This is a genomic window from Pseudomonas sp. S150 (assembly GCF_004526365.1).
GTDB lineage: Bacteria > Pseudomonadota > Gammaproteobacteria > Pseudomonadales > Pseudomonadaceae > Aquipseudomonas > Aquipseudomonas putida_A.
This window is the reverse complement of record NZ_CP038207.1, coordinates 295,392-322,371: the sequence shown is the minus strand read 5'-3', so window position 1 is coordinate 322,371 and position 26,980 is coordinate 295,392. Positions and strand designations below refer to the sequence as shown.

Sequence of the window (26,980 nt, the reverse complement as noted above, 5' to 3'; positions counted from 1 at the left end):
TTGTTTTGTTGTTTTTTCAGCTCTTGGTCGGCGCCGATTCCTACATACGGATCCTGCAAAAAACGAAATCATCGCCCCGGTGTTCAGCGTCTTGTGAAGGCAATGCGCTGAACAACTGCCATTGATCAATAACCGATGAAGTAGGGACTGATGAAAAAAACAACATGGATGGCAGCCGTCGCGGCTGCAGTATTACCCACCCTGGTGGTCGCCGAGAGCGTGGATCTGAGCGTGATCGGAACCATTATTCCGACCTCGTGCATCCCTGCATTTGCCGGTGGCGGCACGGTAGATTTGCGCAAGATATCCGCAGCCACCCTGAACAAGACCACGCAGACGCTGCTGCCGACCCACGACATTTCGCTGCACATCAACTGTGATGCAGAGGCATCGGTCGAGGTGTCGGTCAGAGACAATCGTACAGCCACCAAATTGCCGGGCATCAACGATGGTGCCGGTAATAACGATCCGGCTTTGTTCTACGGCCTGGGTGAAATCAACGGCATCCGTATCGGCGGATTTGCGCTGCGTCACGGTCGTCCGGAAGCCGACGGTGCCCCGCAGACTCTGATGACACGCACTCTGGCAGCACCGGCGTGGCAACTGCCTGCTTCGCCGCTGGTGGGCAATGCCCCGGCGCTCTACTCATGGGGTTCCGGCGTGGCAGCTGGCCCGGTCGCGGCCCGTCACCACGGGTTTCCGATGAGCCTGTTGCCGATCATCGGCCCGAGCAACGCGCTGCCGATCACCCAGCGAGATCCCGCTCGATGGCTCGGTGACCTTCGAGATGTTCTACCTCTGATCGTCAGAACCCGGCCATTACCGGGTTCTTTCAGGTTCATTCAGCGCGCCCTTTGCCGGGTGCGCTGCCCCCTGCGGAGCAATACCGATGCCGATTTCAATGTGCCGCCCAGGCTTGCGGGCGTTGCCACTGTGCCTGCTCGTCTTGATTTTGATGCCCGGGGTTCACGCTGCCGGAATGGTGCCGCAAACCCCTGTGCTGGTGGTGGATGAGGGTGTCGGTGAAGCGACGATGAATGTGCGAAACACCGAAACGCGTCCGGCCCTGCTGCACACCACGGTCGAAAATATCGAGCCGCACGATCAACAGCTGTTGCTGTTCAGTCCGCCGATTGCCCGTGTCGAGCCTGGTGCGGTGCAGCAGGTACGGTTCATGTTGCAGAGCGCCGAACCATTGCAGACCGAGCGTCTGAAACGGGTGATTTTTGAGGGGATCAATCCTGTGGCAGGTGTCGACGGTGCCCGGGTCAATCTGGGTGTTCGGCAAAACCTGCCGGTGATCCTGCGCCCCGCCGGTCTGCCAGTGGAGCGCGAGCCATGGAAACGCCTGAGCTGGTCAGCCACGGCTGAGGGTTTGCTGGTCAGTAATCCCAGTCCTTACGTGGTGCGCCTGGCTAAAGCGATTGTTCCGCTGCCGGGCACGCAGGCGGTGGATCTGCCGCGTACCTGGATCCTGCCAGGGGAGCGCCTGTCTGTCGGGTTGCCGTTGAACGTGACAGTGCGAACCATGGCAGTGCGGATCTTTCCGGCGACCACATATGGCTTTGCGGTCGATCACTTTGATGCCCCGGTTACGCACTGATGCGCGCGTGTGCCCGTCAGGGACTGGCACTGCTGATGGCGAATGCGATCGGCATGACGATGGCCAGTGAAGGGGTGGAATTCGATGCGCAGGTGCTTCGCGAGCGCGGGCTCGACCCCGCATTGGCTGAGTACTTTCGCCAGGCACCGCGTTTCTCCCAAGGCACATGGCTGGTCGCGCTTGAGGTCAATGGACAGCCACGGGGGCGGGTGTTCGTGACATTCAATGAACAGGGCGAGCCGTGCCTGCAACCGGCCTTGCTCAAGGCTGCTGGTGTGCGCGCGCAAGCGGCTTTGCCCCCCGTTCAACCGCAGCAGTGCCTGACGCTGGGCGAAGGTCTGCCAGCGGCCACCGTTGCATTGCATCCCGGTAAGGAACAGATCGACCTGCTGCTGCCGACGGACCTGTTGGCATTGCCGGAATTTCAGCCACGCAGCTTCGCCAATGGCGGAGTGGGCGGCGTGTTCAACTACGATGTTTTGGTCATGGGCAGCCAGCACGAGGGGCAACGTAGCGATTTTCGCAGGCTGGGTTCGGAGTTCGGCCTGAATGCCGGCAACTGGGTCTTGCGCAGTCGCCAGTCCTATACGCAGTTGCCCGACAGCACGCGTTTCGAGCATCTGTATGCCTATGGCACGCGCACTCTGGAAGCTTACGAAGCCAACGTGCAGATCGGCCAGTTGAACTTGCAGTCGCCATTGTTCGCCGGCGAATCTTTCAACGGAGTGCAGATTCTGCCGGAAGGTGCGTTCGCGCAAATGCGCGCAGCACAGGAGGGTGCACGTGGCGAGGTCGAGGGCATTGCCTGGTCGCCATCGCGAATCGAAGTCCGGCAGAACGGCGTGCTGATCTACACCACACTGGTTCCCGGCGGCCCCTTCACCTTGCGCGCGCTGCCGTTGTTGAGCAACCAGCTCGACCTCGAAGTCAGCGTGCACGAGCAGGAAGGGCAAGTGCGGCGTTTTCGCGTCCCGGCAGCCAGCCTGCAGGATCCACAATTCGATCGCGCCGACGGCTTCAATCTGGCGCTTGGCACGGTGCGACGCCAGGGTTCGGATGATCGTCAGGCGCCGTCATTTGCCACCCTTGGCCGAGAGTGGAGTCTGTCACGAGCGTTGCGCGTGAGCGGCGGGTTCCTCGGTGGGGCGGATTATCTGTCGGCAGGCTGGGGGCTGCAGCGTCAATGGCCGGGCAATCTGAGCACCGGTGTGCGCCAGGTGTTGTCCAGCGATCGAGACACAGGCATTGCAGGTCATGAGGTGCAAATGACCGTCAGTGCCGTGTTGTCGCCGAATCTGTCCACCAGTGTGGTTGCGGTGCACCGTGGCAAGGGCTTTCGCAGCCTGTCGGACACCGGCTGGAGCCAGCAGCAGGGACGGGCCGACGCCTCCGGGCGCGATCACTGGACATTTTCGCTCAACGGTACTGTCGAGCGCTGGGGGGCATTCGGCATGACCTGGTCGCGCTACACCAGCGTGGACGAGCCACCCAACATGCGCCTGGGATTGTCCTGGTCGCAGACACTGCCCGCGCGCATCAGCCTGTCGTTGAGTCTGGAGCGAGGGATCGGCGATGCCGACGCGAGGCAGCGGGGCACCTCGGTCTATCTGACGGCCGGGATACCATTGGGCGATCAGCGCAGGGCTCGCAGTTACCTGCGCAGCGATCCGCGATCAGGGGTGCGCAGTGGCGTGTCGATGAGTGAAGTGCTCAGTGAAACCCTGGCCTATAGCGCCAGTGCCGAACAGCGTGAAGCTGCGGCGCCATCGCTGGGTTTGCGGGTCAACGCACTGGCGCATTACACCAGTCTGGATCTGGGCCTGAACCAGCGAGCCGGGGCAAGCGAATTCGACCTGGGGCTGCGCGGCGGCATGGCGTTGCATCGCGACGGTGTCACGCTGTCGCCGTATCCGCTGCGCGAGACCTTTGCCGTGCTCAAGGCTGGCGACCGTGCGGGTCTGAAGCTGTACACGCCGCAAGGTCCGGTGTGGACGGATGGATTGGGCCGGGCGGTGGTGGCGAGTTTGCCGGCCTATTCCACAGCCCGGCTGGAAGTCGATCCGTTGAGTTTGCCGCGCAACGTCGAGGTGCTCGACGGTTATCAGGAGGTCGAGGCCGGGCGTGGCTCGGTTCAGCATATGGATTTTTCCATCACCCGCGTGCGGCGTGTGCTGTTGAAGGCCAGGACGCTTGACCGGCAATGGCTGCCCAGTGGCCTCGCCGTACACAACGGGCAAGGCGAATACGTGACCACGGTGCTTGAGGCTGGGGCGATCTTTCTGCCGGACATCAAACCCGGTCAGTCGCTGCGGGTGCAACTGTCGGATAGCGCGCACTGCGACCTGCAATTCAATCTGGCTGAAGCGCCGGACGAGCAAGCATTGATCGAGTCTGTCGACGCGCTCTGTCAGCCTTTGAACCTTACATGACCGAGTTATTGCGCATGCATCGATGGATTGTCCTGATCACGCTGGCATCGTTGGCATCGACCTCGGTCATGGCCAGCGAGGCCTGCCAGATGACGCTCTCACCGAGCGCGGTGGACTATGGCGTTTCGACGCGGGCGGAGCTGCTCGCCCGGCCATCGGGCAATGACGGCAGTTTTGGTGTGCGCACGGTTCATCTACGGATTCAATGTCCGGCTGCGCGCGCGATCAGGTGGTCCTTTGCTGCCCCGAGCAGCGATGCGCTGCATTACCGCTGGGCACCGGGACGGTTGCAGATACGCATTGTGGCAGCGCGTCTGGATGGCGCGCCGGTGCAATGGCAGCGCGATGATGGCGAGGCGGGCCTGTTGCAGCCTGGCGATCGCATCACCGCCTGGCGCTCTGGCAGCCTCGCCGCCGGGCGCCATCTGGAGGTGGAGCTGGAAATCGAAGCCCGCGTCAGTGATGCCTCAAGTCGTGTCGCCAACCTTCAGCGACTTGAGGGATTCGGTACGTTTCAGCTGGAATGATCAGGCTTCGGCCAGCAGTTTGATCGCCGCCGCGCCGACCTTGCGCACCGCCTCTTCGATCTGTGGTGTCGGTTTCGCCGCGTAGTTCATCCGCAGACAATTGCGGTACTTGCCCGAGGCGGAAAAGATGCTGCCGACGGCAATCTGTACGCCCTGATCGTGCAGCGCGCGATTGAGTTTCAGCGTATCGAAACCCTCCGGCAATTCGACCCACAACATGAAGCTGCCCTGTGGACGACTGGCGCGGGTCCCGACCGGGAAGTAGCGGGTAACCCAGTCGATCATCGCGTCACGATTGCGTTGGTATTGGCTGCGCATCCGCCGCAAGTGCGGTTCGAAATGGCCACCCTTGAGAAATTCGGCGATGGCGATCTGCGGCTGCGGTGCGGTGGAACCGGTGCTGATGTATTTCATGTGCAGCACCCGTTCCAGATAACGACCCGGCGCGACCCAGCCGATGCGCAGGCCTGGGGCCAAGGTCTTGGAAAACGAGCTGCACAGCAGCACTCGACCATCTTCGTCGAAGGACTTGATCGTGCGCGGACGCGGGTAGGTGTAGGCCAGCTCGCCATACACATCGTCCTCGATGATCGCCACGTCGAAACGCTGTGCCAAGTTGAGCAGGGCGCGCTTGCGCGACTCCGGCATGATGTAGCCGAGCGGGTTGTTGCAGTTGGGGGTGATCTGGATGACCTTGATCGGCCATTGCTCCAGCGCCAGTTCCAGCGCTTCGAGGCTAATGCCGGTCAGCGGATCGGTGGGGATTTCCAGGGCTTTCATGCCCAGGCCCTTGAGCGTTTGCATGGCGCCGTGGAAGCTCGGCGAATCCACCGCGACGATGTCGCCCGGTTCGCAGATTGCGTGGATGCTGGTGGACAGTGCTTCGTGGCAACCGGTGGTGATCACCAGGTCGCTGGCGCTCAACTGGCAGCCGGAATCGAGCATCAACCGGGCGATCTGTTCGCGCAGTTCAAGGGTGCCGTGGATGTTGTCGTAATACAGACCGGGCATGTCCTGGCGTCGGCTGATCCGCGCCAGTCCGCGCAACAGCGGTTTCATCGTTGGCGTGGTCACGTCGGGCATGCCCCGACCCAGTTGCACCACGTCCTTGCGTGGCACCGCACGAATCAGCTCCAGCACCTGATCCCACTGCGAAATCTCCACCGGTCGCTGCGCCGGACGCCCGACTGCGGGCAGCTCCGGCAGCTCGCGACCCACCGGCACGAAGTAGCCGGACTTGGGTTTCGGTGTCGCCAGACCGCTGTCCTCAAGCATGCGATAGGCCTGCTGCACCGTGCTGAGGCTGACCCCGTGTTCTACGCTCAAGGCGCGCACCGAAGGCAGGCGATCGCCAGGACGGTAGAAGCCTTGTTCGATGCGGGTGCCGAGCAGTTCGGCGAGGTTCACATACAGGGTCATGGCACTGCCTCGATGCAGGTTATTCGTTAAACCAGTACAGATGCAGCAAAAATCGGTAATTCAGTCTCAGGAATGGCAAATCTGTATGGAGTTAATACAGATGTGTTGAATCTGTAATGCTTTTGCCGACCCGCGCATCATGGAATCTCTGGCTACCCAAGTAAACAGGAGCAACAAAAATGAACGGCTTGAGCGATGTGCGGCTGACGTTACGCAGTCAGGAACTGGCGGCAGGGCAGGAGGACAGTGCATGGAATAGCGCCATGCGTAACGCGCCATCCGGCCTGAGTCGCTGGGGCCTGTTCTGGCATCGTCTGCACACGCGCAAGGCGCTTATGAATCTGACGCCGGAGCAGCTCAAGGACGTCGGGTTGACCCGGGAGCAGGCAAATGAAGAGGGGTTGAAGCCGTTCTGGCGGATCTGAAGGATGTGGTGCTGTTTCTGACCCCATCGCGAGCAGGCTCACTCCTACAGGGGAATACGTTCCTACTGTAGGAGTGAGCCTGCTCGCGATGAGGGCATTAAGTCTGGTGCAAAAACATCAGACCAGCTCCTTGAGCCGATGCCACAACATCCCCAACGCCAGCAACGGCGAACGCAAATGCTTGCCGCCGGGGAAGGTGATGTGCGGCACCTTGGCAAACAGATCAAAACCACCGCTGTGCTGCCCGCTGATCGCCTCGGCGAGCAGCTTGCCCGCCAGGTGCGTGGCATTCACTCCGTGCCCGGAATAGGCCTGGGCGTAATACACGTTCGGTTGATCATTGAGCCTGCCGATCTGTGGCAGACGGTTGGCGCCGATGCCGATCATGCCGCCCCATTGATAGTCGATTTTCACGCCCGCCAGTTGCGGAAACACTTCGAGCATCTTCGGCTGCATGTAGGCGCCGATGTCCTTCGGGTCGCGCCCGGAATAGTGGCAGGCACCGCCGAACAGCAGGCGCCGATCCGCCGAGAGCCGGTAGTAATCCAGCGCCACCCGCTGGTCACAGACCGCCATGTTTTGCGGCAGCAGGCTGTGCGCCAGTTCTTCGGACAGCGGTTCGGTCGCAATGATGTAACTGCCGGCGGGCAGTACTTTGCCGCTGAGTTGCGGATTGAGATCGTTGAGGTAAGCGTTGCAGCCCAGCACCAGGGTTTTCGCCCGCACTGAACCTTGAGCGGTGTGGACGCGAACTGCGGGGCCGTAATCGATACGCGTCACCGCCGATTGCTCGAACAGCTGCACGCCCAATTGCTGTGCGGCAGCGGCTTCGCCCAGCGCCAGGTTCAGTGGGTGCAGATGCCCGGAACCCATGTCGATCAAGCCGCCGACGTAACGTTTGGAGCCGACCACGGTGTGCATTTCATCGGCTTGCAACAGGCGGGTTTCGTAGCGATAGCCGAGACTGCGCAGCTCTTCGGCATCTTCGGCAAAGCCTTCGAGATCGGCCGGTTTGTTGGCGAGATCGCAGTAGCCCCAAGTCAGATCGCACGGGATCTGGAAACGCTCGACGCGCTGGCGGACGATTTCCACCGCTTCCAGGCCCATCAGTTTCATCTGGCGAACGCCGTCAGCGCCGATGACGTTGCTGAACTGGTCGAGGCCGTGGCCGACCCCGCGAATTAACTGCCCGCCGTTGCGGCCGCTGGCGCCCCAACCGACCCGGTGCGCTTCCAGCAACACCACACTGAGGCCGCGTTCGGCCAATTCCAGCGCGGTGTTCAGCCCCGAGAAGCCGCCGCCGACCACGCACACGTCTGCGCTCAGCTCGCCTTGCAGCACCGGATACTCGGGCTGCGGCAGGCTGCTGGCGGCGTAGTAAGAGGCAACGTGGGGTTGGCTCGCGAAGGTTCGGGCGCGGGCATTCATGGGCATCATCCAACGGCTGGGTGTCGAGAAAATTTGACGGAGCATAAGCCGCACGGCCGAAGACGGGCAACACTGGTCGGCCGTTGCTGTGTGGATCTCGGCTTTTGCGGCACAATTGCCGCCTATTTCATGTGGATTACCGTTTCGATGAGTTGCAACCGCCAGACCATTCGCGACCTGCGTCAGCAGATCCCCACGTTCGAGTGCGTGCCAGGCTGCCATGACTGCTGCGGGCCGGTGACCACCTCGCCGGAAGAAATGTCACGCCTGCCGCGCAAGACCCGCGCCGAGCAGGATGCGGCGATGGAAGAACTGAACTGTGTACACCTGGGGCCGAATGGCTGCACGGTGTATGGCGAGCGACCGCTGATTTGCCGGTTGTTCGGTACCACCAAAACCCTGCCATGCCCGAACGGGCGGGTGCCGGTGGAGTTGATTCATCCACGGGTTGAAAAGCAGATCTTCGAATACATGGCGGCGAATCGGCAGGTGCTGGTTTAGCGCAATTGCTGGAACCGAGTCGACCCAATCGCTGGCAAGCCAGCTCCCACAGTGATCGTTGTCGTTCACAGAATATGTGTTAATCACTGAACCTGTGGGAGCTGGCTTGCCAGCGATGGGGCCGGATCAGGCAGCACAAATCTCAATCCGGAATCGGCAGGCTCAAGCTCTCTTTCACCTCTTCCATCACGATATAGCTCTTCGACTCGCGCACATGCGGCAGCTTCAACAGAATGTCGCCCAGCAGCTTGCGGTACGAGGCCATCTCGGAGATCCGCGCCTTCACCAGATAGTCGAAATCCCCTGACACCAAATGGCATTCCAGCACGTGCGGCAGTTTCAGCACCGCGCGGCGGAACTCTTCGAAGGTGTCGCCGGATTTGTAATCGAGGCTGATCTCCACGAACACCAGCAGGCTACCCTTCAAGTGCTGCGGGTTCAGGCGGGCGTTGTAGCCCATGATGATCCCTTCGCGCTCCAGTCGCCGCACTCGCTCCGTACACGGTGTGGTGGACAGACCAACCTTCTCCCCGAGTTCGGTAAACGATATGCGCCCGTCCGCCTGCAGGATCCGCAAGATGTTGCGGTCGATCTTGTCCAGCTCACGTTTGGTCTGAGTGTTGGTACGCATAGGGGATGCGCCTCCGTGAAAAGGGTTTTTGCCGAGAATTGTCGCCAAATATAGGCGCTTATATAGTGAAATGCACTGGCCATTCTTTTTTACACTGCGCGCATCATTGCTCTAACAACAGACGTACGCGGCCCCGCCGCGATGAGGGATACAAAAATGCGCGTAATGGTCTTGGGTAGCGGCGTCATCGGTACCGCCAGTGCTTACTATCTGGCCCGTGCCGGGTTTGAAGTGGTGGTGGTCGACCGGCAGCCAGCCGTGGCCATGGAGACCAGTTTCGCCAACGCCGGCCAGGTGTCGCCGGGTTATGCCTCGCCATGGGCTGCGCCGGGTGTACCGCTCAAGGCCATCAAGTGGTTGCTGCAGCGCCACGCGCCGTTGGCGATCAAGGCCACTGCCGACATCGACCAGTACCTGTGGATGGCGCAAATGCTGCGCAACTGCACCGCTAGCCGTTACGCAGTGAACAAGGAGCGCATGGTGCGTCTGTCCGAGTACAGTCGCGACTGCCTCGATGAACTGCGCGCCGAAACCGGCATCGCTTACGAAGGCCGCAGCCTCGGTACCACGCAACTGTTCCGCACTCAGGCACAGCTCGATGGCGCCGCTAAAGACATCGCCGTGCTGAAAGAGTCCGGCGTGCCGTTTGAAGTTCTCGACCGCGCCGGCATTGCCCGCGTCGAGCCGGCCCTGGCCAATGTCACCGACATCCTCGCCGGCGCCCTGCGTCTGCCGAATGACCAGACCGGCGATTGCCAGATGTTCACCACGCGTCTGGCGGAAATGGCCGTGAAACTCGGTGTGGAGTTCCGCTTCGGCCAGGACATCCAGCGCCTCGACTACGCCGGTGATCGCATCAACGGTGTATGGATCGACGGCAAGCTGGAAACCGCCGACCGCTACGTGCTGGCCCTCGGCAGCTACTCGCCGCAATTGCTCAAGCCGCTGGGCATCAAGGCTCCGGTGTATCCGCTCAAGGGTTACTCGCTGACCGTGCCGATCACCAACCCGGCCATGGCCCCGACCTCGACCATTCTCGACGAAACCTACAAGGTCGCGATCACCCGTTTCGACAACCGCATCCGCGTCGGCGGCATGGCCGAAATCGCCGGTTTTGACCTGTCGCTGAACCCGCGTCGGCGTGAAACCCTGGAGATGATCGTCAACGACCTTTATCCTCAGGGCGGCAATCTGGCCGAGGCGAGCTTCTGGACCGGCCTGCGTCCGACCACCCCGGACGGCACGCCGATCGTGGGCGCCACGCCGTTCAAGAACCTGTTCCTCAACACCGGTCACGGCACCCTGGGTTGGACCATGGCGTGCGGTTCCGGTCGTTTGCTGGCCGATCTGATGGCGAAGAAAAAGCCGCAGATCAGCGCCGAAGGCCTCGATATTTCCCGTTACGGCAACAAGCCTCAGGAGTCCGCAAAACATGGCAATCCAGCGCCAGCTCACCAATGAGCGCATGAGTCAGATCGTCACCCACAACGGCACCGTGTATCTGGCCGGGCAGGTCGGCGACGACTTCGACGCCGGAGTCGAACAGCAGACCCGCGAGGTGCTCGCCAATATCGAGCGTTTGCTGGATCTGGCCGGGACTGACAAGCAGCATCTGCTGTCGGCAACGATCTACCTGAACGACATCGAAGCGCACTTTGCCGGGATGAATTCGGTGTGGGATCAGTGGCTGCCCAAAGGCGCCGCGCCGGCCCGCGCCACCGTCGAAGCGAAGATGGCCAAGCCGAGCATCCTGGTCGAGATCTCCATCGTCGCCGCGTTGCCGTAACCGATTCAAAGATCCCTCTCCCGGCGCTGTTGGCGGTTCACGTCGTCAGTTGGCGCCGGTTTTTTATTTCCATGACCGCCTAGAAGTCTGCCGCCATGCGTCCTGCCCGTGCCCTGATTGACCTAGAAGCCCTGCGTCACAACTACCGAATTGCCCGCGAAGTCACCGGCGCCAAGGCGCTGGCGGTGATCAAGGCTGATGCCTACGGTCACGGCGCGGTGCGTTGCGCCCAGGCGCTGGAAACCGAGGCCGACGGGTTTGCCGTCGCCTGCATTGAAGAAGCGCTGGAGCTGCGCGCGGCCGGCATCAAGGCCCCGGTGTTGTTGCTCGAAGGCATCTTCGAGGCTGACGAGCTGGCACTGATCGTCGAACATGATTTCTGGACCGTGGTGCATTCGCTGTGGCAGCTCGAAGCCATCGAGCAGGCGGCACTGAGCAAACCGATCACCGTGTGGCTCAAGCTCGATTCCGGCATGCACCGCGTCGGCCTGCATCCGAAGGACTACGCGGCGGCCTACCAGCGCCTGCTGGCCAGCGGCAAAGTGGCGAAAATCGTGCTGATGAGCCACTTCGCCCGCGCCGATGAACTGCATGAGCAGAGCAGCGCCGATCAGGTCGCGGTGTTCGAAGCGGCGCGTCAGGGTCTGGCTGCCGAAGTCAGCCTGCGCAACTCGCCGGCCGTGCTCGGTTGGCCGCAGATCCACAGCGACTGGGTGCGCCCGGGCATCATGCTCTACGGCGCGACCCCGTTCGAAGAAGCCAACGCCGTGGCCGAGCGTCTGCAACCGGTGATGACCCTCGAATCGAAAGTCATCTGCGTGCGCGAACTGCCCGCCGGCGAGCCGATCGGCTATGGCGCCAAATTCATCACCGACAAGCCGATGCGCATCGGCGTGGTTGCCATGGGCTATGCCGATGGCTACCCGCGTCATGCCCCGACCGGCACGCCGGTGCTGGTGGCCGGCAAACGCAGCCGCCTGCTTGGCCGCGTATCGATGGACATGCTCTGCATCGACCTCACCGATGTGCCGGAAGCGGACCTCGGTTCGATCGTCGAACTGTGGGGCAAAAACATCCTCGCCAGCGAAGTGGCGCAGTGGGCGGACACCATTCCGTACCAGATCTTCTGCAACCTGCGTCGCGTGCCAAGGCTCTATTCCGAGGGTTGAGGCCAGCACGGGGGCCAAGTGTTGTAAATACTGAACGCTGTCGCCATGATAACGCTCAATATTCTTACAACATCAGGAGGCTCCCGCCTTGGACGTCGGTGAACGACTGCAATCGATCCGCAAGCTCAAAGGGCTTTCCCAGCGTGAACTCGCCAAACGCGCGGGCGTCACCAACAGCACCATTTCGATGATCGAAAAGAATAGCGTCAGCCCTTCGATCAGTTCGCTGAGGAAGGTTCTGGGCGGGATTCCCATGTCCATGGTCGAGTTCTTTTCCGAAGAAATCCTGCAGGAAGTCCCGACCCAGATCGTCTACAAGGCCAACGAGCTGATCGACATCTCCGACGGCGCCGTGACCATGAAACTGGTCGGCCGCGCGCACCCGAGCCGGGCCATCGCGTTTCTCAACGAAATCTACCCGCCGGGCGCTGATACCGGCGAAGAAATGCTCACCCATGAAGGCGAAGAAACCGGGATTTTGGTGGAAGGTCGTCTGGAACTGGTGGTGGGTCTGGAAACTTTTATTCTCGAAGCCGGCGACAGCTACTATTTTGAAAGTACCAAGCCGCATCGTTTTCGTAATCCGTTCGACGCGCCTGCGCGACTAATCAGCGCAGCCACGCCGGCGAATTTTTAAAGACAGAGGTGCCAGGCCATGACGGTGAAGGCATCCGATGAGTTTTTCCACAGCGCGGTATAACCCCTTCGACTATGGGGTTGTTTCAGTGTGGCGGGCTACCCGCTATACTTGCGCCCGCCTGCGAACCGTGGCCGCAGGCGTGAATAGCCACCATTGAGGGTGAACGCGTGAACCTAATTATGAAAATGCTGGCCGCACCAGCAACCGTACTGGCCCTCTGGGCTGTCAGCGCTCAAGCTGCGACGAATGACGACATTGCCAAGCGCCTCGAGCCGGTCGGCCAGGTGTGCGTTCAGGGACAGGAATGCAAAGGGATGGAAGTCGCTGCCTCCGCTGGCGGCGGTGGTGGGGCGAAGACGCCGGATGAAGTGATTGCAAAACATTGCAACGCTTGCCACGGTACGGGTCTGCTAGGCGCACCGAAAATCGGTGACACCGCCGCCTGGAAAGACCGCGCCGATCACCAGGGCGGCCTCGACGGCATCCTCGCCAAAGCCATCACCGGCATCAATTCCATGCCGCCAAAAGGCACCTGCGCCGATTGCTCGGACGACGAGTTGAAAGGCGCGATCCAGAAGATGTCCGGCCTGAAATAAGCCGCGCTTCTGACGAAAAAAACCGTCTTCGGACGGTTTTTTTGTGCCTGCGATTCACGGCTTTCGCTGTCCTTTGCAGCAAAGTCGAGGCAAGCTCGGTCTACCCCTATTCACGGAACGGGCAGGAGGCTTCAGATGGTGCAGTTGTGTTCGATCGAACAGGCAGTGGACGATGTGCTTGCACGTCTGCCGGCACATATCCATATGGGCATGCCGCTGGGGCTGGGCAAGCCCAATCACTTCGTCAACGCGCTGTACCGGCGGATCAAGGATTTGCCCGAACGACAGCTGACGATGTACACCGCGCTATGCCTGGGGCGGCCGACGCTGGGCGACGGTCTGCAGAAGCGCTTCATTGAACCCTTCGTCGAGCGCGTGTTCGGCGACTACCCCGAATTCGATTTCCTCGCCGATCTGCAGCGTGACAGCCTGCCCGCCAACATCCGCATCGAACAGTTCTTCATGCAGCCCGGCAGCCTGCTCAACAGCGCGCCGGCCCAGCAGGACTACGTCAGCAGCAACTACAGCCACGCCGCCCGCGATATCAATGCCGCCGGCCTCAATCTGGTGGCGCAATTGCTCGCCAGCAGCAGCGAACATCCCGATCGCCTGAGCCTGAGCTGCAACCCGGACATCACCCTCGACCTGTTGCCGATGATCGCCAAGCGCCGCGACGCCGGGGAGACCATTCTGCTGGTCGGTCAGGTGCACACCTATCTGCCGTACATGCCCGGCGATGCCGAAGTCGATATCGACACCTTCGACCTGCTGATCGACGCGAAGGACAGCAGCACGCTGTTTTCCACGCCGAACATGCCGGTGGGTTTTCAGGATCACTTCATCGGTTTGCACGCCAGCACCCTGGTGCGCGACGGCGGCACCTTGCAGATCGGCATCGGTTCGATGGGCGACGCGCTCACGGCCGCATTGCTCGCGCGGCAGGCGGACAACGCCGGTTACCAAGCCTTGCTCAACGACATCAATCTCAGTCAGTGGGCACAGTTGATCGAGCGCGAGGGCGGTACCGCGCCATTCGCCAAAGGCCTGTATGGCTGCAGCGAAATGTTCGTCAACGGCCTGCTGGTGCTGGCCGATGCCGGGATCATCCGGCGCAAGGTCTACCCCGACGTGCACACTCAGGAGCAGGCCAACGCCGGCACCCTCGATGAGTCGGCGCAGACCGATGGCATCTCGGTGCACGGCGGCTTCTTCCTCGGCCCGCGCAGTTTCTACGAGCGCCTGCGTGAGTTGCCGCAGAGCAAGCGCCTCGAATTCAACATGACCCGCATCAGCTACATCAACGAGCTGTACGGGCAGGAAGAACTCAAGCGCTTGCAGCGCCTCGATGCACGGTTCATCAACACCGTGTTCACTATGACGCTGATGGGCGCGGGTGTGGCCGATCAATTGGAAGACGGGCGGGTACTCAGCGGTGTCGGCGGGCAATACAATTTCGTCGCCCAGGGCCACGCGCTGCACGATGCGCGCTCGATTCTGATCCTGCGCAGCTGGCGCGAGTCCGGCGGCGAGGTCAGCTCGAACATCGTCTGGGAGTACGGCCATTGCACGATTCCACGGCACCTGCGCGACATTGTGGTCACCGAGTACGGCATCGCCGATCTGCGCGGCAAGACCGATGCGGTGGTAATCGAGTCGTTGCTGAACATCAGCGATTCACGCTTTCAACCGGGGCTGATCGAACAGGCGCAGAAGGTCGGCAAACTGCCGAAGGATTTCCGCCTCGATCCACGCTTTGTCGACAACACCCCGCAACGTTTGCAGGCGATTGCGGCGAAGCATCCGAATCTGTTTCCCGAGTATCCGCTGGGTTGTGATTTCACCGCGATCGAACGGGATCTGCTGCGGGCGCTGAACTGGCTCAAGAGCAAGTTCAAGCTGAGCGAGATCTTGGAGCTGGGCAAGGCTGCGCTGGATGCGCCGGAGGCTTCGACGTTCCCCGAACACCTTGAACGTATGCAACTGACCCACCCGGAAGGCCTGAAAGAAGACCTGTTCCAGCGTCTGCTGCTCACCGGCCTCAAAGCCACCGCACAGTAACGGGCCACCCCAAAACCAACGGTGGGAGCGGGCTTGCTCGCGAAGGCGTCGTGTCAGTCAAAGAATAGCTCGACTGACACGACGCCTTCGCGAGCAAGCCCGCTCCCACAGGGGGTAATGCGGTGTGGCTTATTCGATGAAGGTAACGACGCCATCCTTCAGCGATTTCACGCGGGCCAGCGATTCAACGCGATAGCCCTGCGAATCCAGCTCGGCACGGCCGCCCTGGAACGACTTCTCGATCACGATGCCCAGACCGGCGACGGTGGCGCCAGCCTGTTTGATGATCGAGATCAGCGCCTGCGAAGCCTTACCGTTGGCCAGGAAGTCGTCGATGATCAGCACACGGTCGCTGCTGGTCAGGTGGCGCGGCGAAATGGCCACGGTGCTTTCGGTCTTCTTGGTGAACGAGTAAACGGTCGCCGACAGCAGGTTTTCGGTCAGGGTCAGGGACTGTTGCTTGCGGGCGAAGATTACCGGCACGCCCAGGTTCAGACCGGTCATGATCGCCGGAGCGATGCCCGAGGCTTCGATGGTGACGATCTTGGTGATGCCCGAATCCTTGAACAGCGTGGCGAATTCGTCGCCGATCAGCTTCATCAGGGCCGGGTCGATCTGGTGGTTCAGGAAGGCGTCGACTTTCAGGACCTGGTCGGAAAGCACGATGCCTTGTTCGCGGATTTTCTGCTGCAATGCTTCCATGAAGCTGTCCTCGTTCAGCGCTTGTGCGCCCTAAGCTTTAAAAAAGTGGTCAATTCTAGCGCTTTAACATCGCGCGTATATCAGCCAATGCGCTATTGCCGCGCACGGCTTTGACTTCGGTCGGTGTGTCGTCGTTGCCTTCCCACGCCAGATCGTCCGGCGGCAGTTCATCGAGGAAGCGGCTGGGCGCGCAATCGATGATCTCGCCGTACTGTTTGCGTTTGGCAGCGAAGGTGAAGGCCAGGGTCTGACGGGCGCGGGTGATGCCCACGTAGGCCAGGCGGCGCTCCTCTTCGATGGTGTCGGCTTCGATGCTGGAGCGGTGCGGGAGGATTTCCTCTTCCATGCCCATGATGAACACGTAAGGGAATTCCAGGCCCTTGGACGCATGCAGGGTCATCATTTGCACGCCTTCGGCGCCGTCCTCTTCTTCCTGCTGCCGCTCGAGCATGTCGCGCAGGACCAGTTTGCCGATGGCGTCTTCGACGGTCATCTCGCCGTCTTCGTCTTTTTCCAGGGTGTTCTTCAAGGCCTCGATCAGGAACCAGACGTTGCTCATCCGGTAGTCCGCAGCCTTGTCGCTGGAGCTGTTGGTGCGCAGCCAATTCTCGTAGTCGATGTCCATGACCATGCTGCGCAGGGCCGAGATCGGGTCTTCGCCGGCGCACTGTTCACGGACCTTGTCCATGAAGCGCTTGAAGCGCGACAGGCGATCGGTGAAGCGGCTGTCGAGATGTTCGCCCAGACCGATTTCGTCGGTGGCGGCGTACATCGAGATCTTGCGTTCGGTGGCGTAGTTGCCGAGTTTTTCCAGCGTCGTGGAGCCGATTTCCCGGCGCGGCACGTTGATCACCCGCAGGAAGGCGTTGTCGTCATCCGGGTTCACGATCAGGCGGAAGTAGGCCATCAGGTCCTTCACTTCCTGACGCCCGAAGAAACTGTTGCCGCCGCTCAGGCGATACGGCACCTGGTGGTGCTGCAACTTCAGCTCGATCAGCTTGGCCTGGTAGTTGCCACGATAGAGAATCGCGAAATCGCTGTACGGGCGGTCGGTGCGCAAGTGCAGGCTGAGGATTTCCATGGCCACGCGCTCGGCTTCTGCGTCCTCGTTGCGGCAGCGGATCACGCGGATCTCGTCGCCGTGGCCCATCTCACTCCACAGCTGCTTTTCGAATTCGTGCGGGTTGTTCGAGATCAGCACGTTGGCGCAGCGCAGGATGCGGCTGGTGGAGCGGTAGTTCTGCTCGAGCATCACCACTTTCAGCGAAGGGTAATCGTCCTTGAGCAGCATCAGGTTTTCCGGCCGCGCGCCACGCCAGGCGTAGATCGACTGGTCGTCGTCGCCCACCACGGTGAACTGATTGCGCTTGCCGATCAGCATCTTCACCAGCAGGTACTGGCTGGCGTTGGTGTCCTGGTATTCGTCGACCAGAAGGTAACGCACCTTGTTCTGCCACTTTTCGAGGATGTCGGCGTGCTCTTCGAAGAGCTTTACCGGCAGCAGGATCAGGTCGTCGAAGTCCACCGCGTTGAACGCCTTGAGCGTGCGCTGATAGTGGGTGTAGACGATGGCGGCAGTCTGTTCTTTCGGATTGCGCGCGTTTTCCAGCGCCTGGGCCGGCAGGATCAGGTCGTTTTTCCAGGCGCCGATCATGTTCTTGATCTCGTCGACGCCGTCGTCGCCTGCGTATTCCTTCTGCATGATGTCGGTCATCAGGGCTTTGACGTCGGTCTCGTCAAAGATCGAGAAACCGGGTTTGTAGCCCAGCCGCGCATGCTCCTTGCGGATGATGTTCAGGCCCAGGTTGTGGAAGGTGCAGACCGTCAGGCCGCGACCTTCGCCGGCACGCAGCAGGGTGCCGACCCGCTCCTTCATCTCGCGCGCGGCCTTGTTGGTAAAGGTCATGGCGACGATGTACTGGGCGCGGATGCCGCAGTTCTGGATCAGGTGCGCGATCTTGCGGGTGATCACGCTGGTCTTGCCGGAGCCAGCGCCGGCGAGCACCAATAGAGGGCCGCCGACGTAGTTCACGGCTTCTTGCTGCCGGGGATTGAGTCGGGACATACGAAAATTCGGGAGTCGTTGACGAAATGGGCCGGCATTTTAACAGGCTCAGCGATTTGTGCTGCTCTGTCCGACTTGTGACGTACCACGCGATTCAAATTTGCCGGTTTTGTTACTTTCGCGGAGGATACACGGTGATTTTGCGGCTAATGTTCTCATTCGTGACACAAAATAACGTTCTGATAATCGTTGTCATTGAACATCGCAACGGCATAATGCCCCGCCCACATCATTGCAGAGTCTAGGGAGCTAGCTTGTCTACGCCTGTCGAACCCTTGCGTTTGCTGCTACTGGCCGAAGAGCCAGCGTGGACAGCGTTATTGCGCGAGTGTCTGGCTCCGATGGGGAGCGCGGCGGTGCTGATCAGTGCGCCGAGCTGGGAGTCGGTCAGCAGTCTGTTCGAAGACAATCGTCACGCGGTGTTGTTGACCGTTCCCGCGTTGCAGCCGGCCCCGGGCCGTTGCAGCCTGCCGACGGTGTTGCTGCTGGATCACGAGCCGGTCACCGCGCCGGTTGGCGTCAGTGACTGGCTGGTGTTCGACGCCCTCGACGCCGGCATGCTCCGCCGTTGTCTGCGCCATGTGCGTGAACGCGGCGTTCTCGAAAACACCCTGCAACGCCTGGCCGAACAGGATCCTCTGACCGGCATCGCCAACCGCCAGGGCTTCCAGACCCTGCTCGCGGCGCGCCTGGCGGAAAACGACGGCCGTGGTCTGGCCCTCGGGCATCTCGATCTCGACAACTTCCGTCACGCCAACGACGCCCTCGGTCATCAGGCCGGCGATCGCTTGATCTTGCAGGTCGTCGCGCGGCTGAAAAGTCAGCTTGAGGCCGGGGATCAACTGGCGCGCCTCGGTAGCGACGAATTCGCCCTGCTGATCGACACCCGTCGCGCGCCGCAACGCGCCGAGTGGATGGCCGAACGCATTACCGAAGCCCTCGCCGAACCGTATTGGGTCGATGGCGAAAGCCTGTTGATCGGCTCCAGCCTCGGCATCGCCCATGCCCGTGCGCAGGGCGGCGCCGACCCGCTGATGTGGCACGCGCACATCGCCATGCAGCAGGCCAAGAGCACGCAGGGCTGCACCTTCCATATCTTCAACGAACGCATCAACCGCAACGCCCGGAGCATGGCCGACCTCGAAAGCGAGTTGCGCCGGGCTTTGCGCCGCGATGAGCTGGAGCTGCACTACCAGCCACGGCTGAATCTTGCAGACGGGCAGATCGTCGGCCTCGAAGCCCTGGTGCGCTGGCGCCATGGCGAACGCGGCCTGTTGCCGCCCAGCGAATTCGTGCCATTGGCCGAGCAGAGCGGTTTGATCGTGCCGCTGGGCTACTGGGTGATTTCCCGCGCGTTGCGCGACATGCAGGCACTGCGCGAGCGCGGGCTGCCGGCGCTGCACATGGCGATCAACCTGTCGTTCCGCCAGTTTCAGGACAGCCAGTTGCTGCCGACGCTCAGCCGGCTGATTGCCGAGCGCGGGGTCGAGGCGCAGTGGCTGGAATTTGAACTCACCGAAACCGCCGTCATGCGGCGCAGCGATCTGGTCAAACAGACCATGGACGCTCTCGGCCGTCTCGGTGTGCGTTTCTCGCTGGATGACTTCGGCACCGGGTTCTCGTCATTCGTGCACCTCAACAGCCTGCCGATCACCTTGCTGAAGATCGACAAAAGCTTTGTCGGCGGCATGGAGCAGCGCGAAGAGAATCGCAAACTGGTGCACGCGATGATTAACCTTGCGCACAACCTGCACCTGGAAGTGGTGGCCGAGGGCGTGGAGACCCCGGAGCAACTGGAGTTATTGCGCGGGTTTGGCTGTGATCAGGTGCAGGGCTATCTGATCAGCCGGCCGTTGCCGTTGGCAGAGCTGGTTGAATACCTGACCTTCGGCTCTAGCCAGCAGCCAGCCCTCGAAATCGTCAGTTGAACGCAATCTCCGGGTTAGGCATGAATCCCTGTGGGAGCGGGCTTGCTCGCGAAGGCGTCGTGTCAGTCAAAGCATAGGCTGCCTGACCCACCGCTTTCGCGAGCAAGCCCGCTCCCACAAGGGAATCTCAGTCTGCCTGAGCGACTGTGTACTGGTTTGATGACAGAGGTTCGCGCTGAATCATCCGCTTCATCTTCCATTCAAACGCCAGGGTCAGGCTCACTGCCGCGCAGGCCAGGCCCAGCGCCAGACCCCACCAGACGCCCGTCGGCCCCCAGTTCAGGTGGAACGCCATCCACCACGCCGCTGGCGCGCCAATCAACCAATAACAAGCAAGGCCAACCAGAAACGTGGTTTTCGCATCCTTGAGTCCACGGATGCAGCCCATGGCGATGGTCTGCGTGCCGTCAAACAGCTCGAACCACGCCGCCACGGCCAACAGGCTCACCGCTAGACGAATCACTTCGGCAAAGGCCGGATCGTTGTGATCAAGGAACAATCCGACCAGTTGATTCGGCAACAGCCAGAACACCATCGCAAAACCCAGCATCACCACTGCACCGAAAACGATGCCGACCCGGCCGGACATCCGCGCGTCGCTCAGTTGCCCGGCGCCGTAGTGCTGGCCGACGCGCATGGTGATCGCGTAGGACATCCCCGCCGGCACCATGAACGCCACCGAAACGATCTGCAGAGCGATCTGGTGTGCGCCGAGTTGCGTGCTGCCCATGGTGCCCATGCACAGCGCCGCGAAGGCAAACAGGCCGACTTCCACCGCGTAGGTACCGCCAATCGGCAGGCCGAGGCGCCACAGTTCTTTCAGGTACTGACGATTTGGTCGTGACAGGCCGGCGCGCAATGGGTAGGCGTCGTAGGCCGGGTGCCGGCGAATGTGCCAGGCGAGGGCCAGCGCCATGCAGTTGGCAACGATTGCCGTGACCAGACCGATGCCGGTCAACCCCAGTTTCGGCAGGCCGAACATGCCGGTGATCAGTGCGTAATTGAGCAGGAAGTTGGCCACGGTGCCGCCGAGGCTGATGACCATCACCGGGGTCGCCCGGCCGATCGCACTGGTGAAACCGCGCAGGGCCATGAAGCTCAGATAGCCGGGCAGGGCGAAGGGCAGAGCGATCAAAAATTGTCCAGCGGCGTTGACGTTGGTTTCGGTCTGGCCGAACAGCAGCAACACCGGTTTCAGATTCCACAACAGCAACCCGGCGCCGAGCGCCATCAGCCACGCCAGCCACAGCCCGGCCTGGGTCAGGCGTGCCGCGCCGATGATGTCGCCGGCGCCCTGACGGATCGCCACCAGCGTGCCGACCGCTGCAATCACGCCGATGCAGAAAATCGACACGAACGAGTAACTCGCCGCGCCCAGTCCGCCGCCGGCCAGGGCTTCGGGGCTGAGGCGCGCCATCATCAGGGTGTCGGTCAGCACCATCAACATGTGCGCCAACTGTGAAGCGATCAACGGCCCTGCCAGCCGCAGGATGGCCCAGAGTTCGGTACGCACAGGATGCTGCATGGTCATCACCACCCATCAATCAGAGGGAACAAGAGACCGTCGATTCTCGGCGCTTGGCAGGGTTTGCACAAAAGGATAAAAAGGATGGGTGGCATGATTAAAACTCATCATGAGTAAACCTCGCCGGGGTGGCCGGATGCCGCTAAAGGAGCTTTGTGTATGTCCCGTCGTCTTCCTCCCTTGTATGCCCTGCGCGCATTCGAAGCGGCGGCGCGGCATAGCTCGTTCACCCGGGCGGCCGAGGAATTGTCGATCACCCAGAGTGCAGTCAGCCGGCACATCAAGACGCTGGAAGAACATTTCGCCTGCAAGCTGTTTCATCGCAGTGGGCGCAACCTGCAACTGACGGAGTCGGCGCGGCTGCTGTTGCCCGGCATTCGCGATGGTTTTGCGGCGCTGGAGCGCGCCTGCAACACCTTGCGCGCCGAAGACGACATTCTGCGCATGAAAGCGCCGTCGACCCTGACCATGCGCTGGCTGCTGGCCCGGCTCAGCCGTTTTCGTCACCTACAGCCTGGCAACGAAGTGCAACTGACCAGTGCCTGGATGGACGTGGATTCGGTGGACTTCAACAACGAACCCTTCGACTGCGCCGTGCTGCTCAGTGACGGGCATTTTCCGCCGGACTGGGAAGCCAGCCTGCTGTTTCCCGAAGAGCTGATACCGGTGGGCGCACCGAACCTGCTGAATGATCAGCCGTGGGATGTCGAGCGTCTGGCCTCCACCGAACTGCTGCATCCGACCCCGGATCGGCGTGACTGGCGCAGTTGGCTGGAGCACATGGGCCTGTCTGATCAGGTGTCGCTCAAGGGTGGGCAGGTGTTCGATACCCTGGAGCTGGGCATGATTGCCGCGGCGCGTGGTTACGGGGTATCGATGGGCGATTTGCTGATGGTCGCCGAGGATGTCGCGCAGGGGCGCTTGAGCCTGCCGTGGCCGACCGCGGTCGCCAGTGGACTGAATTATTACCTGGTGTGGCCAAAAACCCGTCCGGGAGGTGAACGTTTGCGCCGTCTCAGCGACTTCCTGCAAGGCGAAGTGCGGGCCATGGCGTTGCCGGTGGTCAAGCGCTTGAGCTGAAACGTTAGAGCCGCCACAATGCCGGCCTTGTGCCATAACCCTGCTGCTCGCTCAAGTATTCGGCTTTACCGCCGAATACGTGCATGTGGAACCGCCGTGCAGGTATCCACGATTCACCCCCATTAGAAAATTATCCGAGCTGCGATCAAGGAGGATCGGCAAGTTCGGCCAGGAGCTGTCCATGTCTCAACCTCGTGCCCGGATCGCCTCGCAGCTGGGCCTCGCGCTCGCTGTGATACTGGCGATCGTCATCAGCGGCAGTACGGTGTTCGCCCTGCGTTCGCTGGATTCCGCCAACCTCGCCACCCGTGAAGAACACCTCGCCAGTGAAGCGCGGCTGCTGGCCGACCAGTTGAGCACTTTCCACGGCACGCTGCGCGAAAGCACCCAGCGCCTGAGCGGGCTGTTCGAGAAACGCTTCAGCGCGGGCCTGAGCATTCACCCGGATGAACCGGTGAACGTCGCCGGCACCCAGACCCCGGGCCTGCACCTGGGCAGCGAAGTGTTGAACAACAACTTCAAGGAAGTCGACGAGTTCAAGCAGATGACCGCCGGCGTTGCCACGCTGTTCGTGCGTAGCGGCGAAGACTTCGTGCGGGTCAGCACCTCGCTGACCAAACAGGACGGCACGCGCGCTATCGGCACTCTGCTCGATCACGCACACCCGGCCTACGCGAAGTTGATGGCGGGTCAGGGTTACGTCGGCCGCGCGCTGCTGTTCGATCGTTCCTACATGACCCAATACACCCCGGTGCGCGATGGCAGCGGCAAAGTGATTGCGGTGTTGTTCGTTGGTTTTGATTACACCGATGCGCAGAACGCCCAGTTCGACAACCTCAAGCGCTTCCGCATCGGCCAGACCGGTTCGCTGGCGCTGCTGGATGAGCAGAACAAATGGTTGGTGTCCCCGGCGGGCGTCCAGGCATTGGATCAGGCGGTTACGGTGATTGGCGCTCTGGCCAAGACCCCTGGCAAAGGTCAGTTCTGGGGCGACAAGAACGAAGATTTCTACAGTGTTTCGGTACCGTTCGACGGTGGGCCGTGGGCGGTAGTGGCGAGCATGCCGAAAGCCGAGATTCGCGCGGTGACCTGGAGCGTCGGCACGCAACTGGCCATCGGCAGCCTGCTGGCGATGCTGTTGGCGGTGGGTTCGGTGGTGTGGTTGCTGCGCAGCAAACTGGCGCCGCTGAGTGATCTGGTGCGTCAGGCCGAAGCGCTGGGCGCAGGTGATCTGAGCGTGCGCCTGAACGTGTCGAGCAACGACGAGATCGGACAGTTGTCCCGTGCGTTCAACCAGATGAGCCAGGCGCTGTCGACGATGGTCGAACACATCCGCCGCTCCTCGGAAGAGGTCAACAGCCGCGCCCAGGCATTGTCCGGTTTGTCCGGTGGTGCCTATGAAGGCATGGAGCAGCAGTCCGGCGAAATCACCAGCATGGCCGGCGCAGTTGAAGAGTTCAGCGCCACCTCGCTGAACATCGCCGACAACATGGGGGCCACCCAGCGTCTGGCCCAGGAAAACGCTCAGCAGACGCAGATCGGTCGTACTTCCATGGACGAGGCCTCTTCCTCGCTGGAGCAAATCGCTGGCGCGCTGAACACCACGGCTGCCGTGATCAACACCCTTGGCCAGCGTTCCCAGGAAATCGGCGGCATTGTCAGTGTGATCACCTCGATTGCCGAACAGACCAACCTGCTGGCGCTCAACGCGGCCATCGAAGCGGCCCGTGCCGGTGAACAGGGCCGTGGTTTTGCGGTGGTCGCCGATGAGGTGCGTAACCTGGCGTCGCGCACCCGTCAGGCGACCGATGAAATTTCCGGGATGATCCACAGCATCCAGCAGGAAACCGGCAACGCCATCAGCACCATGGAGCAGGGCAATCTGCTGATGCAGGAAGGCCTGTCGCGCAACGCCAACGTGGCGTCGGCGCTGGCGCGGATCGATGAGCAGAGCCGTTCGGCAGGGCAGCAGTTCGCCGCGATTACCACCGCGACCCAGGAGCAGAGCAGCACGGCTACTTTGCTCAGCAGTAACCTGCAGAGCATTGCGCTGGCCAACAGTGAGCAGCGTGAGGTGGTGTCGAACCTTGCGGTCACCGCCAAGGAGCTGGAGAAACTGGCGGCGGACTTGCGTTCCGAGGTTGATCGCTTCCGTTGATGTACAGCTGAAATAGCTATCGCGAGCAGGCTCACTCCTACAGGTATATCGGTTGGTCGCATTGTTTGTGATCCCTGAAGATCCCTGTAGGAGTGAGCCTGCTCGCGATCGCTTCACTGCCAATCTTGGGTAAAACACTCGATCTCTTGCTCTTTCACACTTGCTGAAACGTTTCCGCAGCGCTATAAAAATGGCACAACTCCAATAAAGGCTGCTGCCATGACCCCGTTCAAACTCGCCGTTGCACTCGGCGCACTCTCCGCTGCTTCCCACGCCATGGCCTGGGATTACGTACTCCTCGATACCAACAAGCCCGCGCAAAACTGGAGCATTACCAGTGAGCAGCTCGGGTTGAAAACCGACAAGCCTTTCTCCGTGAGTCTGCGAACCTTGCACGGCGGACGACAGGAAGGTGTCAGCATCGTCGATATCGATAACGGCACGATGAAACTCTCGGTGGTGCCGACCCGCGGCATGAATGTCCTGCAGGCGTCGGTTGGTAACGTGCGCATGGGTTGGGATTCGCCGGTCAAGGAAGTGGTCAACCCGGCCTTCATCGAACTCAATGGACGCGGTGGCCTGGGCTGGCTGGAAGGCTTCAATGAGTTGGTGACCCGCTGCGGTTACGAATGGGTCGGCCATCCCGGCATCGACAATGGCGAGATGCTGACCCTGCACGGCCGCGCCGCGAACATTCCGGCCAGCACTGTTACGCTGCACATCGACGAAAAACCACCCTACGCCATCAGTCTGCGCGGTGAGCTGAAAGAACAGGCGTTCAAGAAAGTCGACTTCTCGGTCGTTACCGAACTGGTCACCGAGCCGGGCACTGCGCATTTCGCCCTCAACGATACGCTGACCAACAACGGCGATTATCCGAAGGAATACCAGGCGCTGTATCACAGTAACTTCAGTACACCGTTCCTTGAGCAGGGCGCGCGGTTCGCGGCGCCGGTGAAACAGGTCTCGCCGTTCAACGACAAGGCCAAAGCCGAGTTGGCGGACTGGCAGACTTATCGCGGTCCAACCAAGGACTACGACGAAACCGTCTATAACGTCGTGCCCTACGCCGACTCAAAAGGCGAAACCCTGACTGTTTTGCACAACAAGGCTGGCAGCCTCGGTGTCTCTGTTGGCTTCAATACACAACAGCTGCCAGTGTTTTCCCTGTGGAAAAATACCGACACCCAAGGGCAGGGCTATGTCACGGGCCTTGAGCCAGGCACCAGCTTTTCCTACAACCGTCGCTATCAACGCCCGCTGAATCTGGTGCCAACCATTGCGCCAAAGGCCAGCCAACAGTTCCAGATCAGCTACAGCCTGCTGGCAGACAAGGGCGCTGTGGATAACGCCTTGAAGCGCGTGAGCGAAATCCAGGCCGGGCGTGAAACCGAAGTGCGACAGGCTCCGCTGGTGGATCTGACCGAGCATTAAGGCGTCGCTGGCCGGTATTGCAGCGCCTCGGCCAGATGCTCTCGGCTGATTGCATGGACTTGCTCAAGGTCTGCCAGGGTTCTGGCGACCTTGAGCAAACGATGGGCTGAGCGCAGTGACAAGGTCAGCCGTTCGCAGGCTGACTCCAGCCATTTCTCATCGGCTGTGGATAACTGGCAGTGCCGCTTCAGGCCTGGCAGATCGAGGAACGCATTGGCACAACGCTGACGCTTTTGCTGGCGTTCGCGTGCCTCGGCCACCACGGCTGCCGCACTGGCGCTGTCCTCGCCTGGCTTCACTGCCGGATTCAACGCCGTCGCTTCCCGCGCCACCGTCAGGTGCAGATCGATCCGATCCAGCAACGGCCCCGATAGCTTGTTGCGGTAGCGCTGCACCATGTCCGGTGTACAAGAGCACTTGCCGCTCGGCTCGCCAAGATATCCACAGGGGCAAGGATTCATTGCCGCCACCAACTGGAAACGCGCGGGAAAGCGTACGCGATCCTTGGCTCGGGCAATCACGATATGCCCGGATTCCAGCGGCTCGCGCAGCACCTCCAGCACCTTGCGATCAAATTCCGGAAGCTCGTCGAGAAACAGCACACCGTGGTGGGCGAGGGTGATCTCGCCGGGTTGCGGTTTCGAGCTGCTGTGACATATGGGAATAGATGCAACACAGCTACGCTGCAGCCCGCATTCTGTCGTATGCTTTACCCGAATATTATGCAACTCAAACCTATGAATAGGTGCAACTGGCCAAATTATGGATAGCAATAGCTGCAACCAGCCTCAGTTTTCAGTTGCGAGGCGCATAAAATCTACAACGCGTAGCCTTTCTGGAGTGTTTGCTTTTCGCGGACAAGGCGTTGCTTTCGAG

At 61.2% G+C, this 26,980-nt stretch carries 22 protein-coding genes and 1 pseudogene; 16 read left to right on the top strand and 7 right to left on the bottom strand.

The window, feature by feature from the left end:
* Window positions 1-150 precede the first annotated feature (150 nt).
* From E3Z29_RS01560 to E3Z29_RS01545, 4 genes are read left to right on the top strand one after another with little or no spacing between them, the layout of a single operon-like run.
* Window positions 151-1,014, top strand: coding sequence for a DUF1120 domain-containing protein (locus E3Z29_RS01560; protein ID WP_256662063.1), 864 nt, complete (start codon window positions 151-153; stop codon window positions 1,012-1,014).
* Window positions 980-1,603, top strand: a complete 624-nt coding sequence (locus tag E3Z29_RS01555) for a fimbria/pilus chaperone family protein (protein WP_256662062.1) — start codon at window positions 980-982, stop codon at window positions 1,601-1,603. Before E3Z29_RS01560 ends, E3Z29_RS01555 begins: the two co-directional genes overlap by 35 nt.
* On the top strand, window positions 1,603-4,032 hold the full coding sequence (locus tag E3Z29_RS01550; RefSeq protein ID WP_134784983.1) for a fimbria/pilus outer membrane usher protein: 2,430 nt from the start codon (window positions 1,603-1,605) through the stop codon (window positions 4,030-4,032). The genes E3Z29_RS01555 and E3Z29_RS01550 overlap by 1 nt, the downstream gene beginning before the upstream one ends.
* Window positions 4,029-4,559 (top strand): hypothetical protein, encoded by a 531-nt coding sequence (locus E3Z29_RS01545; RefSeq protein ID WP_134784982.1) that lies wholly within the window; start codon window positions 4,029-4,031, stop codon window positions 4,557-4,559. Before E3Z29_RS01550 ends, E3Z29_RS01545 begins: the two co-directional genes overlap by 4 nt.
* Here the strand turns inward: E3Z29_RS01545 and E3Z29_RS01540 are convergent, their stop codons facing one another.
* Complete coding sequence (locus tag E3Z29_RS01540; RefSeq protein ID WP_134784981.1) at window positions 4,560-5,978, bottom strand: PLP-dependent aminotransferase family protein; 1,419 nt, start codon at window positions 5,976-5,978, stop codon at window positions 4,560-4,562.
* A 179-nt stretch (window positions 5,979-6,157) separates the two neighbouring features.
* On the opposite strand from E3Z29_RS01540, the gene E3Z29_RS01535 reads away from it, so the two are divergent.
* Window positions 6,158-6,403 (top strand): DUF1127 domain-containing protein, encoded by a 246-nt coding sequence (locus E3Z29_RS01535; protein WP_134784980.1) that lies wholly within the window; start codon window positions 6,158-6,160, stop codon window positions 6,401-6,403.
* Between the two features lie 117 nt (window positions 6,404-6,520).
* Here E3Z29_RS01535 and E3Z29_RS01530 read toward each other — a convergent pair whose 3' ends face one another.
* Complete coding sequence (locus E3Z29_RS01530) at window positions 6,521-7,831, bottom strand: FAD-binding oxidoreductase (protein WP_134784979.1); 1,311 nt, start codon at window positions 7,829-7,831, stop codon at window positions 6,521-6,523.
* A gap of 147 nt (window positions 7,832-7,978) precedes the next feature.
* Here E3Z29_RS01530 and E3Z29_RS01525 point away from each other — a divergent pair, with 147 nt between their 5' ends.
* A complete protein-coding gene (locus tag E3Z29_RS01525) occupies window positions 7,979-8,332 on the top strand; it encodes a YkgJ family cysteine cluster protein (RefSeq protein WP_134784978.1) in 354 nt (117 codons plus the stop codon).
* A 142-nt stretch (window positions 8,333-8,474) separates the two neighbouring features.
* On the opposite strand, the gene E3Z29_RS01520 is transcribed toward E3Z29_RS01525, so the two are convergent.
* Entirely contained in the window at window positions 8,475-8,963 is a 489-nt protein-coding gene (locus E3Z29_RS01520; protein WP_003177284.1) for an Lrp/AsnC ligand binding domain-containing protein, read from the bottom strand.
* 156 nt (window positions 8,964-9,119) lie between these two features.
* On the opposite strand from E3Z29_RS01520, the gene dadA reads away from it, so the two are divergent.
* The 6 genes from dadA to E3Z29_RS01490 all read left to right on the top strand — a co-directional run bounded on the left by dadA (window position 9,120) and on the right by E3Z29_RS01490 (window position 15,212).
* On the top strand, window positions 9,120-10,424 hold the full coding sequence (gene dadA, locus E3Z29_RS01515) for a D-amino acid dehydrogenase (RefSeq protein WP_007962383.1): 1,305 nt from the start codon (window positions 9,120-9,122) through the stop codon (window positions 10,422-10,424).
* Window positions 10,396-10,749 carry a RidA family protein gene (locus E3Z29_RS01510; RefSeq protein WP_027610426.1) on the top strand — a complete coding sequence of 118 codons (354 nt, stop codon included), beginning with the start codon at window positions 10,396-10,398 and terminating at the stop codon, window positions 10,747-10,749. Before dadA ends, E3Z29_RS01510 begins: the two co-directional genes overlap by 29 nt.
* Window positions 10,750-10,844: 95 nt before the next feature.
* Window positions 10,845-11,918: an alanine racemase gene (gene alr / locus E3Z29_RS01505; protein ID WP_134784977.1), complete on the top strand. Its 1,074-nt coding sequence runs from the start codon at window positions 10,845-10,847 to the stop codon at window positions 11,916-11,918.
* Between the two features lie 88 nt (window positions 11,919-12,006).
* On the top strand, window positions 12,007-12,555 hold the full coding sequence (locus E3Z29_RS01500) for a cupin domain-containing protein (protein ID WP_007920393.1): 549 nt from the start codon (window positions 12,007-12,009) through the stop codon (window positions 12,553-12,555).
* A 182-nt stretch (window positions 12,556-12,737) separates the two neighbouring features.
* Window positions 12,738-13,154, top strand: a complete 417-nt coding sequence (locus E3Z29_RS01495) for a cytochrome c5 family protein (RefSeq protein WP_041071964.1) — start codon at window positions 12,738-12,740, stop codon at window positions 13,152-13,154.
* 135 nt (window positions 13,155-13,289) lie between these two features.
* On the top strand, window positions 13,290-15,212 hold the full coding sequence (locus E3Z29_RS01490) for an acetyl-CoA hydrolase/transferase C-terminal domain-containing protein (RefSeq protein ID WP_134784976.1): 1,923 nt from the start codon (window positions 13,290-13,292) through the stop codon (window positions 15,210-15,212).
* A 129-nt stretch (window positions 15,213-15,341) separates the two neighbouring features.
* Here E3Z29_RS01490 and E3Z29_RS01480 read toward each other — a convergent pair whose 3' ends face one another.
* Both E3Z29_RS01480 and rep read right to left on the bottom strand, forming a co-directional pair.
* Window positions 15,342-15,914 carry a xanthine phosphoribosyltransferase gene (locus tag E3Z29_RS01480; RefSeq protein WP_007962388.1) on the bottom strand — a complete coding sequence of 191 codons (573 nt, stop codon included), beginning with the start codon at window positions 15,912-15,914 and terminating at the stop codon, window positions 15,342-15,344.
* Window positions 15,915-15,969: 55 nt separating this feature from the next.
* Window positions 15,970-17,979: a DNA helicase Rep gene (gene rep, locus E3Z29_RS01475; RefSeq protein WP_027610430.1), complete on the bottom strand. Its 2,010-nt coding sequence runs from the start codon at window positions 17,977-17,979 to the stop codon at window positions 15,970-15,972.
* Between the two features lie 254 nt (window positions 17,980-18,233).
* Here rep and E3Z29_RS01470 point away from each other — a divergent pair, with 254 nt between their 5' ends.
* Window positions 18,234-19,907 carry a bifunctional diguanylate cyclase/phosphodiesterase gene (locus tag E3Z29_RS01470; RefSeq protein ID WP_097089513.1) on the top strand — a complete coding sequence of 558 codons (1,674 nt, stop codon included), beginning with the start codon at window positions 18,234-18,236 and terminating at the stop codon, window positions 19,905-19,907.
* 127 nt (window positions 19,908-20,034) lie between these two features.
* Here E3Z29_RS01470 and E3Z29_RS01460 read toward each other — a convergent pair whose 3' ends face one another.
* A complete protein-coding gene (locus E3Z29_RS01460) occupies window positions 20,035-21,432 on the bottom strand; it encodes a NorM family multidrug efflux MATE transporter (RefSeq protein ID WP_027610432.1) in 1,398 nt (465 codons plus the stop codon).
* Between the two features lie 159 nt (window positions 21,433-21,591).
* Between E3Z29_RS01460 and E3Z29_RS01455 the strand changes: the two genes are divergently transcribed.
* The 3 genes from E3Z29_RS01455 to E3Z29_RS01445 all read left to right on the top strand — a co-directional run bounded on the left by E3Z29_RS01455 (window position 21,592) and on the right by E3Z29_RS01445 (window position 26,104).
* Complete coding sequence (locus tag E3Z29_RS01455) at window positions 21,592-22,512, top strand: LysR substrate-binding domain-containing protein (protein WP_134784975.1); 921 nt, start codon at window positions 21,592-21,594, stop codon at window positions 22,510-22,512.
* A 181-nt stretch (window positions 22,513-22,693) separates the two neighbouring features.
* The gene (locus E3Z29_RS01450; RefSeq protein WP_134784974.1) at window positions 22,694-24,670 is read left to right on the top strand and encodes a methyl-accepting chemotaxis protein; all 1,977 of its coding nucleotides are present in this window, start codon (window positions 22,694-22,696) and stop codon (window positions 24,668-24,670) included.
* A gap of 219 nt (window positions 24,671-24,889) precedes the next feature.
* The gene (locus E3Z29_RS01445) at window positions 24,890-26,104 is read left to right on the top strand and encodes an aldose 1-epimerase family protein (RefSeq protein WP_134784973.1); all 1,215 of its coding nucleotides are present in this window, start codon (window positions 24,890-24,892) and stop codon (window positions 26,102-26,104) included.
* Here the strand turns inward: E3Z29_RS01445 and E3Z29_RS01440 are convergent.
* Window positions 26,101-26,748: pseudogene (locus tag E3Z29_RS01440) on the bottom strand (ATP-binding protein); the annotation flags it as partial. The gene E3Z29_RS01445 and the pseudogene E3Z29_RS01440 overlap by 4 nt on opposite strands.
* Window positions 26,749-26,980: the final 232 nt, after the last annotated feature.

Excerpts from the sequence above, each read along its gene's own strand:
- E3Z29_RS01460 (WP_027610432.1), bottom strand. The coding sequence starts at position 21,432 with ATGCAGCATCCTGTGCGTACCGAACTCTGGGCCATCCTGCGGCTGGCA.
- E3Z29_RS01560 (WP_256662063.1), top strand. The coding sequence starts at position 151 with ATGAAAAAAACAACATGGATGGCAGCCGTCGCGGCTGCAGTATTACCC.
- E3Z29_RS01550 (WP_134784983.1), top strand. The coding sequence starts at position 1,603 with ATGCGCGCGTGTGCCCGTCAGGGACTGGCACTGCTGATGGCGAATGCG.
- rep (WP_027610430.1), bottom strand. The coding sequence starts at position 17,979 with ATGTCCCGACTCAATCCCCGGCAGCAAGAAGCCGTGAACTACGTCGGC.
- alr (WP_134784977.1), top strand. The coding sequence starts at position 10,845 with ATGCGTCCTGCCCGTGCCCTGATTGACCTAGAAGCCCTGCGTCACAAC.
- E3Z29_RS01480 (WP_007962388.1), bottom strand. The coding sequence starts at position 15,914 with ATGGAAGCATTGCAGCAGAAAATCCGCGAACAAGGCATCGTGCTTTCC.
- E3Z29_RS01445 (WP_134784973.1), top strand. The coding sequence starts at position 24,890 with ATGACCCCGTTCAAACTCGCCGTTGCACTCGGCGCACTCTCCGCTGCT.
- E3Z29_RS01530 (WP_134784979.1), bottom strand. The coding sequence starts at position 7,831 with ATGAATGCCCGCGCCCGAACCTTCGCGAGCCAACCCCACGTTGCCTCT.
- E3Z29_RS01510 (WP_027610426.1), top strand. The coding sequence starts at position 10,396 with ATGGCAATCCAGCGCCAGCTCACCAATGAGCGCATGAGTCAGATCGTC.
- E3Z29_RS01495 (WP_041071964.1), top strand. The coding sequence starts at position 12,738 with ATGAAAATGCTGGCCGCACCAGCAACCGTACTGGCCCTCTGGGCTGTC.
- E3Z29_RS01545 (WP_134784982.1), top strand. The coding sequence starts at position 4,029 with ATGACCGAGTTATTGCGCATGCATCGATGGATTGTCCTGATCACGCTG.
- E3Z29_RS01490 (WP_134784976.1), top strand. The coding sequence starts at position 13,290 with ATGGTGCAGTTGTGTTCGATCGAACAGGCAGTGGACGATGTGCTTGCA.
- E3Z29_RS01540 (WP_134784981.1), bottom strand. The coding sequence starts at position 5,978 with ATGACCCTGTATGTGAACCTCGCCGAACTGCTCGGCACCCGCATCGAA.
- E3Z29_RS01520 (WP_003177284.1), bottom strand. The coding sequence starts at position 8,963 with ATGCGTACCAACACTCAGACCAAACGTGAGCTGGACAAGATCGACCGC.
- E3Z29_RS01525 (WP_134784978.1), top strand. The coding sequence starts at position 7,979 with ATGAGTTGCAACCGCCAGACCATTCGCGACCTGCGTCAGCAGATCCCC.
- dadA (WP_007962383.1), top strand. The coding sequence starts at position 9,120 with ATGCGCGTAATGGTCTTGGGTAGCGGCGTCATCGGTACCGCCAGTGCT.
- E3Z29_RS01455 (WP_134784975.1), top strand. The coding sequence starts at position 21,592 with ATGTCCCGTCGTCTTCCTCCCTTGTATGCCCTGCGCGCATTCGAAGCG.
- E3Z29_RS01450 (WP_134784974.1), top strand. The coding sequence starts at position 22,694 with ATGTCTCAACCTCGTGCCCGGATCGCCTCGCAGCTGGGCCTCGCGCTC.
- E3Z29_RS01555 (WP_256662062.1), top strand. The coding sequence starts at position 980 with ATGGTGCCGCAAACCCCTGTGCTGGTGGTGGATGAGGGTGTCGGTGAA.
- E3Z29_RS01535 (WP_134784980.1), top strand. The coding sequence starts at position 6,158 with ATGAACGGCTTGAGCGATGTGCGGCTGACGTTACGCAGTCAGGAACTG.